General features: G+C 62.8%; 11 protein-coding genes. 7 read left to right on the top strand and 4 right to left on the bottom strand.

What is annotated here, in order from left to right:
• Positions 1-138 precede the first annotated feature (138 nt).
• A complete protein-coding gene (gene tsf / locus NP534_RS07280) occupies positions 139-1002 on the bottom strand; it encodes a translation elongation factor Ts (protein WP_033700885.1) in 864 nt (287 codons plus the stop codon).
• A 186-nt stretch (positions 1003-1188) separates the two neighbouring features.
• Positions 1189-1926, bottom strand: coding sequence for a 30S ribosomal protein S2 (gene rpsB / locus NP534_RS07275; protein WP_027595792.1), 738 nt, complete (start codon positions 1924-1926; stop codon positions 1189-1191).
• Positions 1927-2272: 346 nt separating this feature from the next.
• Here rpsB and map point away from each other — a divergent pair, with 346 nt between their 5' ends.
• From map to dapC, 3 genes are read left to right on the top strand one after another with little or no spacing between them, the layout of a single operon-like run.
• A complete protein-coding gene (map, locus tag NP534_RS07270) occupies positions 2273-3055 on the top strand; it encodes a type I methionyl aminopeptidase (RefSeq protein ID WP_274098290.1) in 783 nt (260 codons plus the stop codon).
• 37 nt (positions 3056-3092) lie between these two features.
• A complete protein-coding gene (locus NP534_RS07265; RefSeq protein ID WP_274098289.1) occupies positions 3093-5795 on the top strand; it encodes a [protein-PII] uridylyltransferase in 2703 nt (900 codons plus the stop codon).
• 22 nt (positions 5796-5817) lie between these two features.
• The gene (gene dapC, locus NP534_RS07260) at positions 5818-7014 is read left to right on the top strand and encodes a succinyldiaminopimelate transaminase (RefSeq protein WP_274098288.1); all 1197 of its coding nucleotides are present in this window, start codon (positions 5818-5820) and stop codon (positions 7012-7014) included.
• Positions 7015-7051: 37 nt separating this feature from the next.
• Here the strand turns inward: dapC and NP534_RS07255 are convergent, their stop codons facing one another.
• Positions 7052-8698: a Na+/H+ antiporter gene (locus NP534_RS07255; protein ID WP_274098287.1), complete on the bottom strand. Its 1647-nt coding sequence runs from the start codon at positions 8696-8698 to the stop codon at positions 7052-7054.
• A 365-nt stretch (positions 8699-9063) separates the two neighbouring features.
• Here NP534_RS07255 and NP534_RS07250 point away from each other — a divergent pair, with 365 nt between their 5' ends.
• The 4 genes from NP534_RS07250 (at position 9064) to NP534_RS07235 (ending at position 12179) form a co-directional block, all read left to right on the top strand.
• Positions 9064-9411, top strand: coding sequence for an ArsC family reductase (locus NP534_RS07250; RefSeq protein WP_274098297.1), 348 nt, complete (start codon positions 9064-9066; stop codon positions 9409-9411).
• 42 nt (positions 9412-9453) lie between these two features.
• Positions 9454-10488, top strand: a complete 1035-nt coding sequence (gene dapD, locus NP534_RS07245; protein ID WP_186654464.1) for a 2,3,4,5-tetrahydropyridine-2,6-dicarboxylate N-succinyltransferase — start codon at positions 9454-9456, stop codon at positions 10486-10488.
• Positions 10489-10566: 78 nt separating this feature from the next.
• Complete coding sequence (locus tag NP534_RS07240) at positions 10567-11772, top strand: cysteine desulfurase (RefSeq protein ID WP_274098286.1); 1206 nt, start codon at positions 10567-10569, stop codon at positions 11770-11772.
• The gene (locus tag NP534_RS07235; protein WP_274098285.1) at positions 11769-12179 is read left to right on the top strand and encodes a SufE family protein; all 411 of its coding nucleotides are present in this window, start codon (positions 11769-11771) and stop codon (positions 12177-12179) included. Before NP534_RS07240 ends, NP534_RS07235 begins: the two co-directional genes overlap by 4 nt.
• Positions 12180-12299: 120 nt before the next feature.
• Here the strand turns inward: NP534_RS07235 and tcdA are convergent, their stop codons facing one another.
• Positions 12300-13109 (bottom strand): tRNA cyclic N6-threonylcarbamoyladenosine(37) synthase TcdA, encoded by an 810-nt coding sequence (gene tcdA, locus NP534_RS07230; protein ID WP_095064085.1) that lies wholly within the window; start codon positions 13107-13109, stop codon positions 12300-12302.
• Positions 13110-13218: the final 109 nt, after the last annotated feature.

The raw sequence follows: 13218 nt of genomic DNA, 5'->3' as shown, positions 1-13218 counted from the left end.
CTGTTTGAGCCTGCGTGTAACTCTAACGTGACGCAGCGACTGCGTCAGCGAGGAACGGTTCTGAAAACCACTCCCGCTTTGACAAAGAGGCTGCGCGCGTGAGCGGGCAGCCTCTTTGGGGCGACAGACGGGTCTGTCTTACTGCTTGGCAGCAGCCAGCTGAGCAGCAACTTCTTCAGCGAAGTTGTCGACCGGCTTCTCGATGCCTTCGCCTACTTTGAAGTAGGTGAAGGAAACGATTTCAGCGCCGGCTTTCTTGGCCAGTTCGCCGACTTTGATTTCCGGGTTCATGACGAAGGCCTGTTCAACCAGGCTGGCTTCGGCCAGGAACTTGGAAATACGGCCTTTGATCATGTTCTCGACGATGTTCTCAGGCTTGCCTTTGATCTTGTCTTCGTTCAGCTGCAGGAAGACCGCCTTCTCACGCTCGATAGCCTCAGCCGAGACTTCCGATGGCAGCAGGAACTCTGGGTTGCTGGCAGCCACGTGCATGGCGATTTCTTTGGCCAGTTGAACGTCGCCGCCCTTCAGCACAACAGCAACACCGATCTTGTTGCCGTGCAGGTAGGTACCGACAACGTCACCCTCAACGCGCACCAGGCGACGGATGTTGACGTTCTCGCCAACCTTGGCAACCAGGGCTTCGCGAGCCGCTTCACGGGAAGCGATCAGCGGAGCGGCATCGGTCAGCTTCTCGGCGAAGGCTTGCTCGACGCTTTCAGCAACGAAGTTCTTGAAGTCGTCTTGCAGGGCCAGGAAGTCGGTCTGCGAGTTCACTTCCAGCAGAACGGCGGACTTTTCGTCGGCCTTGATGGCGATAGCGCCTTCAGCAGCAACGTTGCCAGCCTTTTTGGCAGCCTTGATGGCGCCGGAGGCACGCATGTCGTCAATGGCTTTTTCGATGTCGCCGCCGGCCTTGGTCAGCGCCTTTTTGCAATCCATCATGCCTTCGCCGGTACGCTCGCGCAGTTCTTTGACCAGCGCCGCAGTAATCTCTGCCATTTCAAAATCCTCTTGGAAAGTTTTTCAACCATTCCACCCGCTCGTCACGGGCGTTCAATTCTGCAAATCCGCTGCTTTCATCTCAGCAGGCCCATAGTGCGGGGCCGTTGCTGACAGCAGGATTTCAAGGTGGCAAAAAGGGGGCAGAGCCCCCTTTTTGCGTGCCAAGTAGACGCCAGGCGTCAATTACTCAGCAGCAGGTGCAGCCGCTTCTTCAGCGTAGACTTCGGTGCCGCCAGCAACGTTGTTGCGGCCGCGGATGATGGCGTCAGCCATCGAAGTCATGTACAGCTCGATAGCGCGAATGGCGTCATCGTTACCTGGGATGATGTAGTCAACACCTTCCGGGCTGCTGTTGGTATCGACAACGCCGATAACCGGGATGCCCAGCTTGTTGGCTTCGGTGATAGCAATGCGCTCGTGGTCAACGTCGATCACGAACAGGGCATCAGGCAGGCCGCCCATGTCCTTGATACCACCCAGGCTGCGGTCCAGCTTTTCCAGATCGCGCGAACGCATCAGGGCTTCTTTCTTGGTCAGCTTGGCAAAGGTGCCATCTTCGGCCTGAGTTTCCAGGTCGCGCAGACGCTTGATCGAAGCACGGATGGTTTTGTAGTTGGTCAGCATGCCGCCCAACCAGCGGTGGTCAACGTATGGCGAACCGGCACGAGCAGCTTGCTCGGCGACGATCTTGCCGGCGGAACGCTTGGTGCCGACGAACATGATCTTGTTCTTGCCCTGGGCCAGGCGCTCTACGAAGGCCAGAGCCTCGTTGAACATCGGCAGGGTTTTTTCCAGGTTGATGATGTGGATCTTGTTACGCGCGCCGAAAATGTACTTGCCCATTTTCGGGTTCCAGTAACGGGTCTGGTGACCGAAGTGCACACCGGCCTTCAGCATATCGCGCATGTTGACTTGGGACATGATAGTTCCTTGGTAAGTCGGGTTGGGCCTCCACGCATCCCAATGACCAACCCGCAAATTCTGCAATTCGGGGCACCCAGGTCATCGTGTCGACACGTGTGTGGGTTTAAGGCTAACGGGGTCTACCCCGAAAGCGGCGCATTTTATACCACAGACCGCGAGCGAACGGAACCCGAATACTGTTGCGTCCGTCAGCGGCTTTTGCAGCACCCAGGCTTTCAGGCCAGAATGCCCTCTATAGACAGCAGCTTGGCCGCCTTTATCCCGACCGATTGCCGCCCTGCTCTGCTAGAATCCGGCCTTTCCCGTTTGTTCGCGCCGTGCACGGCGCCGTAGAGAGCCTGTAATGACCGTCACCATCAAGACCGCAGAAGACATCGAGAAGATGCGCATCGCCGGCCGCCTGGCCGCCGACGTGCTGGAAATGATCGAAGAGCACGTCAAGCCCGGTGTCACCACCGAAGAACTGGACCGCCTGTGCCACGACTACATCGTCAACGTCCAGCAGGCCATCCCGGCGCCGCTCAACTACAAGGGCTACCCCAAGTCGATCTGCACCTCGATCAACCATGTGGTCTGCCACGGCATCCCCAACGACAAGCCGCTCAAGGACGGTGACACGCTGAACATCGACGTCACCGTGATCAAGGACGGCTACCACGGCGACACCAGCCGCATGTTCCACGTCGGCAAGGTACCCGTGTGGGCCGAGCGCCTGTCCCAGGTCACCCAGGAATGCATGTACAAGGCCATCGAACTGGTCAAGCCTGGCTGCCGCCTGGGCGACATCGGCGAAGTGATCCAGAAGCACGCTGAAAAGAACGGCTTCTCGGTGGTGCGCGAATTCTGCGGCCATGGCATCGGCAAGGTATTCCATGAAGAACCGCAAATTCTTCACTACGGCCGCGCCGGCACCGGCATGGAACTCAAAGAAGGCATGACCTTCACCATCGAGCCGATGATCAACCAGGGCAAGGCCGACACCAAGGTGCTGGGCGACGGCTGGACCGCCATCACCAAGGACCGCAAGCTCTCGGCCCAGTGGGAGCACACCCTGGTGGTGACCGCTACCGGCTACGAGATCTTTACCCTGCGCAAGGACGACACCATCGCGCGCACCTCGGCCTGAGTCCGCGCCAGGCACCCCACGACAGGAACGCGACGCAATGCCCCAGGTGGATCCCGAGCTGTTCGACCGCGGCCAGTTCCAGGCGGAACTGGCCCTCAAGGCGAGCCCTATCACCGCCTTCAAGAAAGCCATCCGCCAGGCTGGCGAGGTGCTCGACAAGCGTTTTCGCGATGGCCGCGAGATCCGCCGACTGATCGAGGACCGCGCCTGGCTCGTCGACAACATCCTGCAGCAGGCCTGGAACCAGTTCGACTGGGGCGACCAGCACGGTATCGCCCTGGTCGCTGTGGGCGGCTACGGGCGCGGTGAACTGCACCCGCACTCGGACATCGACCTGCTGATCCTGCTGGGCGCCGCCGAGCACGAGCAGTACCGCGAGGCCATCGAGCGCTTCCTCACCCTGCTGTGGGACATCGGCCTGGAAGTGGGCCAGAGCGTGCGCACCGTCGACGAGTGTGCCGAACAGGCGCGTGCGGACCTGACGGTCATCACCAACATGATGGAAAGCCGTACCATCGCCGGCCCCGAAGCCTTGCGACAACGCATGCTCGAAGTCACCAGCACCGAGCACATGTGGCCAAGCAAGGAGTTCTTCCTGGCCAAGCGTGCCGAGCTCAAGGCCCGTCACCACAAGTACAACGACACCGAGTACAACCTTGAGCCCAACGTCAAGGGCTCACCCGGTGGCCTGCGCGACATCCAGACCGTGCTGTGGGTGGCCCGCCGCCAATACGGCACCCTGAACCTGCACGCACTGGCAGGCGAAGGCTTCTTGCTGGAAAGCGAGAATGAACTGCTGGCCTCCTCCCAGGACTTCCTGTGGAAGGTGCGCTACGCCCTGCACATGCTGGCCGGGCGCGCCGAAGACCGCTTGCTGTTCGATCACCAGCGCAGCATCGCCGCGCTGCTGGGCTACAGCGACGAAAACCCCAAGCGCGCGATCGAACAGTTCATGCAGCAGTACTACCGGGTGGTGATGAGCATCAGCCAGTTGTGCGACCTGATCATCCAGCACTTCGAGGAAGTCATCCTCGCCGACGATGACAGTGGCACTACTCAGCCGCTGAATGCGCGCTTCCGCCTGCACGACGGCTATATAGAAGCGACCAAGCCGAACGTGTTCAAGCGCACGCCGTTCGCCATGCTGGAAATTTTCGTGCTGATGGCCCAGCATCCGGAGATCAAAGGGGTACGTGCCGACACCGTGCGCCTGCTGCGCGAACACCGCCACCTGATCGACGAAACGTTCCGCCACGATATCCGCAACACCAGCCTGTTCATCGAGCTGTTCAAGTGCGAGATCGGCATCCACCGCAACCTGCGGCGGATGAACCGCTACGGCATTCTTGGCCGCTACCTGCCGGAGTTCGGCCTGATCGTCGGGCAGATGCAGCATGACCTGTTCCACATCTATACGGTCGATGCGCACACGCTCAACCTGATCAAGCACCTGCGCAAACTGCAGTACACGCCGGTTTCCGAAAAATTCCCGCTGGCCAGCAAGCTCATGGGCCGCCTGCCCAAACCCGAGCTTATCTACCTGGCCGGGCTTTACCACGACATCGGCAAGGGCCGCCAGGGTGACCATTCGGAGCTGGGCGCGGTGGACGCGCAAGCGTTCTGCGAGCGCCACCAGTTGCCCGCCTGGGACAGCCGCCTGATCGTCTGGCTGGTGCTGAACCACTTGGTGATGTCCACCACCGCCCAGCGCAAGGACCTGTCCGACCCGCAGGTGATCAACGATTTCGCCTTGCACGTGGGTGACGAAACCCGCCTGGACTACCTCTACGTGCTGACCGTGGCCGACATCAACGCCACCAACCCGAGCCTGTGGAACTCCTGGCGTGCCAGCCTGCTGCGCCAGCTCTACACCGAAACCAAGCGCGCGCTGCGCCGTGGGTTGGAAAACCCGCTGGACCGTGAAGAGCAGATTCGCCAGACCCAGAGCGCGGCACTGGACATCCTGATCCGCGAAGGCACCGACCCGGACGACGTGGAACAGCTCTGGTCGCAGCTGGGTGACGACTACTTCCTCAAGCACACCGCCGCCGACGTGGCCTGGCACAGTGACGCCATCCTCCAGCAGCCCGCTGACGGTGGGCCACTGGTGCTGATCAAGGAAACCACCTCGCGTGAGTTCGAGGGCGGCACGCAGATCTTCATCTATGCCCCCGACCAACACGACTTCTTCGCCGTGACCGTGGCGGCCATGTCGCAGCTCAACCTGAACATCCATGACGCGCGGATCATCACCTCAAGCAGCCAGTTCACCCTCGACACCTATATCGTGCTCGACAATGACGGTGGCTCGATCGGCGACAACCCGCAGCGGGTCAAACAGATTCGCGATGGCCTGACCGAAGCGCTGCGCAACCCCGAGGACTACCCGACGATCATTCAACGTCGGGTGCCGCGTCAGCTCAAGCACTTCAACTTCCCGCCGCAGGTCACCATCCTCAACGATGCCCAGCGGCCAGTGACCATCCTCGAGATCACCGCCCCCGACCGCCCGGGCCTGCTGGCCAGGATCGGGCGCATCTTCCTGGAGTTCGACCTGTCGCTGCAGAACGCCAAGATCGCCACCCTTGGCGAGCGCGTGGAAGACGTATTCTTCATCACCGACGCCGACAACCAGCCGCTGTCCGACCCGCAGCTTTGCAGCCGCCTGCAGGAGGCTATCGTGCAGCAGCTGCAGGCCGGCCAGGCGAGCGATGCCAGCCCTACCCGCGTGACCTTTTAACGATTGACGAGACCTTGCGCCGATGAACCATGCCCTGACCCAGCTTCAGCCCTACCCGTTCGAGAAACTCCGTGCCCTGCTGGGCAGCGTAAAGCCTGCGGCGGACAAACGCGCCATCGCCCTGTCGATCGGCGAGCCCAAGCACGCCTCGCCGGCGTTCGTCGCCCAGGCCATGACCGACAACCTCGACAAGCTGGCGGTGTACCCCAGCACCCTTGGCCTGCCAGCCTTGCGCCAGGCCATCGGCCAGTGGTGCGAGCGTCGTTTCGGCGTGCCGGCCGGCTGGCTGGATGCCGACCGCCACATCCTGCCGGTCAACGGCACCCGTGAAGCGCTGTTCGCCTTCACCCAGGCCGTGGTCAACCGCGCCGATGATGGCCTGGTGGTCAGCCCGAACCCGTTCTACCAGATCTACGAGGGCGCGGCCCTGCTGGCAGGTGCCACCCCGCATTACCTGCCGTGCCTGGAAAACAACGGTTTCAACCCAGACTTCGATGCCGTGCCCGCCGACGTCTGGCAGCGTTGCCAGATCCTGTTCCTGTGCTCGCCGGGCAACCCCACTGGCGCGCTGGTGCCGATGGACACCCTGAAGAAGCTGATCGCTTTGGCCGACGAGCACGATTTCGTGATTGCCGCCGACGAGTGCTACAGCGAGCTGTACTTCGACGAAGACGCGCCACCCCCGGGCCTGCTCAGCGCCTGCGCCGAGCTAGGCCGCAGCGACTTCAAGCGTTGCGTGGTGTTCCACAGCCTGTCCAAGCGCTCCAACCTGCCTGGCCTGCGCTCGGGCTTCGTGGCAGGTGATGCCGAAATCATCAAACCCTTCCTGCTGTACCGCACCTACCACGGCTGCGCCATGCCCGTGCAAACCCAGCTGGCCAGCATCGCGGCCTGGCAGGATGAGGCGCATGTGCGCGACAACCGTGACCAGTACCGGGCCAAGTACGCTGCCGTGCTGGATATCCTGCAGCCGGTGATGGATGTGCAGCGGCCCGATGGCAGCTTCTACCTGTGGGCCAAGGTACCGGGCTGCGATGCTGCGTTCACCCGCGACCTGTTCGAAACCGAGCATGTGACCGTGGTGCCCGGGTCGTACCTGTCGCGTGAAGTGGATGGCGTCAACCCCGGCGCTGGCCGGGTGCGCATGGCGCTGGTTGCGCCGTTGGCCGAATGCATCGAGGCGGCTGAGCGAATTCGCGCGTTCCTGCAGAATCGCTGATCGAGCTGAAGGGGGCGCTTGGCGCCCCTTTCGCTACCTACCTGACAGCCCCCAGGTTCGCCTCGCTCATATCCAGCTCACCCAGCACCTGCCGCACCACCTCATCGCCCACCAGGTGCTGGCGATGCAGGTTGTACAACTCCAGCCGCTGCGCCCGCAGCGCACGCAGGCGCAAACGCCGCTCAAGCAAGTCCATCTGCTCAGCCAGGGCCCGCGCCTCGGCCGTGTCGTTGTAACTGTTCAGCTCGTCGCGGTACTCCGCCATCAGCCGCGCCTTAAGCTCGGTTGCCAAGGTCGCCTGGGCCGCATCCTGCGGTGCATTGGCATCGATCACCTCCTCCGCTTCCAGCGCATGAATCGCAGCCTCTGCGGTACGCCGCCAGGCTTCCAGCACTTCCTGGTGCAGGCGCTCGTCGGGGCTTTTGGTCACACCGCGCAGCAGGATCGGCAAGGCGATACAGGCACTGATCAGCGACAACAGGATCACCCCGGCCGCAATGAAAATCAGCAGGTCACGCTCGGGGAAGGCTTTGCCCGCCCCCATCAGCAGCGGCACCGACATCACACCGGCCAAGGTGACCGCACCGCGTACGCCACCGAGGGTCAGCAACCAGCAGGAACGCGCCGTGGGCATCAGCACCAGCGCCGGCTTGCCGCGCCAACGGCGCACCACCCCGATGGCCCGCCAGATGCTCTGCACCCAGATGAACCGCAGCAGGATCAACGCGGCAAAGATCGCCAGCACATCCAGGCAGCGCCAGGCCAGGGTCGGCCACACGCTGGGCTCGTGGCTTACCACGGCCTTGATGATGTCCGGCAACTGCAAGCCGAGCAGCAGGAAGATCAAGCCATTGAAGGCAAACTCCAGCAACGACCACACACTGCGGTTGAGCAGGCGGGTGCTGGTCTGGCGTGGCAGCAGGTCGAGCCAGCTCTGCATCATGCCGGCAGCTACCGCCGAGAGGATGCCGGACACGCCCAGGCGCTCGGCCAGTACGTAAGCGGCAAAGGGCAGCAGCAGCATGAACACCACGTGGGTAGCCGGGTCGTCCCAGCCCCGCGCGATCATCCAGGTGCGCAGCCGGCCGATCAGCCAGCTCAGCGCAACGCCGACCGCCAGGCCGCCGAGGGCAACCAGGACGAAACTGAAGCTGGCATCGGCCAACGAGAACACCCCGGTGATCGCTGCGGCCAAGGCAAACTTGAACGTCACCAGGCCCGAGGCATCGTTCATCAACGCTTCGCCCTGCAGCATGTGCATCAGCGGTGTCGGCAAGCGGTCCTGGGCGATGGCCGAGACCGCCACGGCATCGGTCGGCGACAGCACGGCCGCCAGGGCGAAGGCGACAGCCAGCGGGATGCTGGGCAGTAGCCAGTGAATGAAGTAACCGGCGCCCACCACGGTGAACAGCACCAGGCCCACGGCCAGCGCCACCACTGGGCCACGAATGCGCCACAGCTCGCGCTTGGGAATGCGCCAGCCGTCGGCAAACAGCAGCGGTGGCAGGAACAGGAACAGGAACAGTTCAGGGTCCAGGGCCACGTGCAGGCCCAGGGTCGGCCAGGCTAACAAGGCACCGGCGGCGATCTGCACCAAGGGCAGCGGCAGCGGAATGATTCGGCCGACCAGTTTTGACACGCTTACCAGCGTCAGCAGGATGAGGACGGTATAGGCTGACTGCATCGGTGAAAGCTTCCTTTATGAATCAATAACTACAGCGGGGTGAAACATCGCCATTGAAACAATATGTTAGCGGCGAGTGGGGATTCTGGACCGCTGCACCATAGTCGCAAGTGGCACATGAATATGTAACACAATGCTGCGTGTGTTTGCGCGATGGGGGGGCATGGCGGCAGAGCTCTGGCGCCTGTGAGATCGAGCGCCGCGCGGGCGGCGCTCGATTTCATAGGCGCCAAAAAACCCGAACCTTACCCTATACCCCCCATTCGCCCACACCCCGTGGCGCTCACCACATCGTTCACGCATAATCCCGCGACTGACATTCGAAAATGGAGAGATTGGGGCAGCCTGTGGCCTCAATGTACACAATGACCTACACGCTCTACGGCATCAAAGCCTGCGACACCATGAAAAAGGCGCGCACCTGGCTCGAAGACAAAGCCATCGGCTACGAATTCCACGACTACAAGACCCAAGGCATCGACCGTGACAGCCTGAAGCGCTGGTGCGACGAACACGGCTGGGAAGTCATCCTCAACCGTGCCGGCACCACCTTCCGCAAGCTCGACGATGCCAGCAAGGCCGACATTGACCAAGCCAAGGCCGTCGAACTGATGCTGGCCCAGCCGTCGATGATCAAGCGTCCGGTACTCGACCTTGGCACGCGCACATTGGTCGGCTTCAAGCCGGACCTGTACGCCGCCGCACTGGCCTGAGCCCGTCACCGCTCAATACCCTATTTCGCACGAGGTAATCACATGTCCAATACTCTGTTCAGCCTGGCCTTCGGTGTCGGCTCCCAGAACCGCCAGGGCACCTGGCTGGAAGTCTTCTACGCCCAACCTCTGGTCAACCCAAGCGCCGACCTGATCGCCGCCGTTGCCCCGATCCTGGGCTACGAAGGCGGCAACCAGGCCATTGCGTTCAGCAACGGGCAAGCGGCGCAACTGGCCGAAGCCGTGAAAGGTGTCGATGCCGCCCAGGCCGCCCTGCTGACCCGCTTGGCCGAAAGCCACAAGCCGCTGGTCGCCACCTTGCTGGCCGAAGACACAGCGCTGACCTCGACCCCAGAGGCCTACCTCAAGCTGCACCTGCTGTCGCACCGCCTGGTCAAGCCGCACGGCGTGAGCCTGGCCGGCATCTTCCCGCTGCTGCCGAACGTTGCCTGGACCAACCTGGGCGCCGTCGACCTGGCCGAGCTGGCCCAACTGCAACTGGAAGCGCGCCTGAAGGGCGAGCTGCTGGAAGTGTTCTCGGTTGACAAGTTCCCGAAAATGACCGACTACGTGGTCCCGGCCGGCGTGCGTATCGCCGACACCGCCCGTGTGCGCCTGGGCGCCTACATCGGCGAAGGCACCACCATCATGCACGAAGGCTTCGTCAACTTTAACGCCGGCACCGAAGGCCCGGGCATGATCGAAGGCCGCGTGTCGGCAGGCGTGTTCGTCGGCAAGGGTTCGGACCTGGGCGGCGGCTGCTCGACCATGGGCACCCTGTCCGGCGGCGGCAACATCGTCATCAAGGTTGGCGAAGGCTGCCTGATCGGTGCCAACGCCGGTATCGGCATCCCGCTGGGCGACCGCAACACCGTCGAAGCCGGCCTGTACATCACTGCCGGCACCAAGGTGAACCTGCTGGACGAGCACAACGAGCTGGTCAAAGTGGTCAAGGCCCGCGACCTGGCCGGCCAGACCGACCTGCTGTTCCGCCGCAACTCGCTGAACGGCGCTGTGGAATGCAAGACCCACAAGTCGGCCATCGAGCTGAACGAGGCGCTGCACGCCCATAACTGAGAACCTTCCACGGTTTGAAGTGATAAGATCGGGTCTGGCGTAATGCCAGACCCGTTTTTCATTCCAGGCCCCGCGAACATGTTCCAGCCCTCCCCCTGGCGTGCCGATTTCCCCGCCATCGACGCCCTGCAACGGCAGCACCAGACCTACCTGGACAGCGCCGCCACCAGCCAGAAACCGCAAGCCCTGCTCGATGCCCTGAGCCATTACTACGGCCGTGGCGCGGCCAACGTGCACCGCGCCCAGCACTTGCCCGGCGCGTTGGCGACCCAGGCGTTCGAAACCAGCCGCGACAAGGTTGCCGCCTGGCTCAATGCCGCCGACTCGCAGCAGATCATCTTCACCCACGGCGCCACCTCGGCCTTGAACCTGCTGGCCTACGGCCTGGAACACCGCTTCGAAGCCGGCGACGAAATCGCCGTCAGCGCCCTGGAGCACCATGCCAACCTGCTGCCGTGGCAACAGCTGGCCCGGCGACGCAACCTGCGCCTGGTGATCCTGCCGCTGGACGTGCAGGGCCGTATCGACCTCGATCAGGCACTGCAACTGATCGGGCCACGCACGCGGGTACTGGCGGTCAGCCAGCTGTCCAACGTGCTCGGCACCTGGCAACCGCTGCCGGCCTTGCTGGCCCACGCCCGGGCGCAAGGCGCGCTGACCGTGGTCGATGGCGCCCAAGGCGTGGTGCACGGCCGTCATGATGTGCAGCAGTTGGCCTGCGATTACTATGTGTTTTCCAGCCACAAGCTGTACGGCCCGGAAGGTGTCGGCGTGCTCTACGGCCGCAGCCAGGCGCTGGCGTTGCTGCGTCACTGGCAATTTGGCGGTGAAATGGTGCAACTGGCCGAGTACCAGAGTGCCAGCTTCCGCCCCGCGCCACTGGGGTTTGAAGCCGGAACCCCGCCCATCGCAGGTGTTATCGGCCTGGGCGCGACACTCGATTACCTGGCCAGCCTCGACGCCCATGCGGTCGAACGGCATGAGTCCAGCTTGCACCAGCACTTGCTGCGTGGCCTGGCCGACCGCGATGGCATCCGGGTGCTCGGTGCACCGCAGACGGCGTTGGCCAGCTTCGTCATCGAGGGGGTACATAACGCAGACATCGCCCACCTGCTGACCGAACAAGGCATCGCCGTGCGTGCCGGTCATCATTGCGCTATGCCGCTGCTCAAGGGGCTGGGGCTGGAGGGGGCGATTCGAGTGTCGCTGGGGCTGTATAACGACAGCGATGACCTGCAACGCTTCTTCGAGGCGCTGGATCAAGGGCTGGAGTTGTTGCGATGAATGTGCCGACACCTGCCCGCGAAGCACTGGAACAGTTCGAACAGGCCCGTGGCTGGGAACAACGTGCACGGCTGCTGATGCAGTGGGGTGATCGGCTTGAGCCGCTGAGCGATGCGGACAAATGCGAGCGCAACCGCGTGCATGGCTGTGAAAGCCTGGTGTGGCTGGTGGCTGAGCCGCATGACGGCCAGTGGCAGTTCAAGGCCAGCAGCGATGCACGGTTGTTGCGCGGGCTGCTGGCGTTGCTGCTGGTGCGGGTGCAGGGCTTGGCCAGCAGCGAGCTGGCTGAACTGGATCTGCGGGCCTGGTTCAACCAGCTAGGGCTGGAACGGCAGCTGTCACCCTCGCGCAGCAATGGGCTGCATGCGGTGTTGCAGCGCATGGCCGAGCTGGTTTCTGTCAGTTGAATCGGCGTTGGATGCTTCGCGGGGCTAGCCCGCTCCCACAAGAACCCGCTCATCAATGAGTTAACGGGCTACTGTGGGAGTGGGCTTGCCCCGCGAAAAATGCTGCACAGATCGTGCGCCTTACTCGGGCTTGACCCGCTCCGAAGGCCGCCGGGCACCTGCCACAAGCTTTTCCACGGCCTTGCTCGCCGCCACCATGGCAAAGGTCGCAGTCACCATCATCACCGCACCAAACCCGCCCGAGCAGTCCAGGCGCACGCCTTCACCGACGAAGCTCTTCTGCAGGCAAACGCTGCCATCCCCCTTGGGGTAGCGCAGCTGCTCGCTGGAAAACACACACGGCACACCGTAGTTGCGGCTGACATTGCGCGAGAAGTTGTAGTCGCGGCGCAAGGTCGAGCGTACCCGCGAGGCCAGCGGGTCGTTGAAGGTCTTGTTGAGGTCACCGACCTGGATCTGCGTCGGGTCGATCTGCCCACCTGCGCCACCGGTGGTGACGATGGCGATCTTGCGGCGCTTGCACCAGGCGATCAGTGCGGCCTTGGCCATGACACTGTCGATACAGTCGATGACACAGTCGAGCCCTTCGGTGATGTACTCGGCCATGGTTTCGCGGGTCACGAAGTCAGCTACCGCATGCACAGTACACGCCGGGTTGATCGCCCGCAGGCGCTCGGCCATGACTTCAACCTTGGGCCTGCCCACCTGCCCTTCCAGGGCATGGGCCTGGCGGTTGGTATTGCTCACGCAGACATCGTCGAGGTCGAACAGGGTAATTTCGCCCACGCCACTGCGGGCCAATGCCTCGGCCGCCCAGGAGCCGACCCCGCCGATACCGACGACCGCCACATGGGCCAACTTCAGCCGTTGCAGGCCATCGTCGCCGTACAACCGGGCAACGCCGGCAAAGCGTGGATCTTCTGTGCTCATCTTGCTACCCCGAAGCTCATACCCCAAAAAACGGCGCGCATTATATGCCAATGGCACCCGTAGCCTCCATCGTTAGGAAAGTGCCTACCAATCCTGCTTTAATATTCAC

Source organism: Pseudomonas sp. 39004, assembly GCF_028682155.1.
Classification (GTDB): domain Bacteria; phylum Pseudomonadota; class Gammaproteobacteria; order Pseudomonadales; family Pseudomonadaceae; genus Aquipseudomonas; species Aquipseudomonas capeferrum.
Note: the sequence above shows the minus strand (reverse complement) of the source record. Positions and strands in the feature narration are given on the sequence as shown.

Bases quoted from the DNA above. Each gene is read 5' to 3' on its own strand.
- NP534_RS07255 (WP_274098287.1), bottom strand. From the start codon at position 8,698: ATGCAGTCAGCCTATACCGTCCTCATCCTGCTGACGCTGGTAAGCGTG.
- dapC (WP_274098288.1), top strand. From the start codon at position 5,818: ATGAACCATGCCCTGACCCAGCTTCAGCCCTACCCGTTCGAGAAACTC.
- tcdA (WP_095064085.1), bottom strand. From the start codon at position 13,109: ATGAGCACAGAAGATCCACGCTTTGCCGGCGTTGCCCGGTTGTACGGC.
- NP534_RS07240 (WP_274098286.1), top strand. From the start codon at position 10,567: ATGTTCCAGCCCTCCCCCTGGCGTGCCGATTTCCCCGCCATCGACGCC.
- tsf (WP_033700885.1), bottom strand. From the start codon at position 1,002: ATGGCAGAGATTACTGCGGCGCTGGTCAAAGAACTGCGCGAGCGTACC.
- dapD (WP_186654464.1), top strand. From the start codon at position 9,454: ATGTCCAATACTCTGTTCAGCCTGGCCTTCGGTGTCGGCTCCCAGAAC.
- rpsB (WP_027595792.1), bottom strand. From the start codon at position 1,926: ATGTCCCAAGTCAACATGCGCGATATGCTGAAGGCCGGTGTGCACTTC.
- NP534_RS07235 (WP_274098285.1), top strand. From the start codon at position 11,769: ATGAATGTGCCGACACCTGCCCGCGAAGCACTGGAACAGTTCGAACAG.
- NP534_RS07250 (WP_274098297.1), top strand. From the start codon at position 9,064: ATGACCTACACGCTCTACGGCATCAAAGCCTGCGACACCATGAAAAAG.
- NP534_RS07265 (WP_274098289.1), top strand. From the start codon at position 3,093: ATGCCCCAGGTGGATCCCGAGCTGTTCGACCGCGGCCAGTTCCAGGCG.
- map (WP_274098290.1), top strand. From the start codon at position 2,273: ATGACCGTCACCATCAAGACCGCAGAAGACATCGAGAAGATGCGCATC.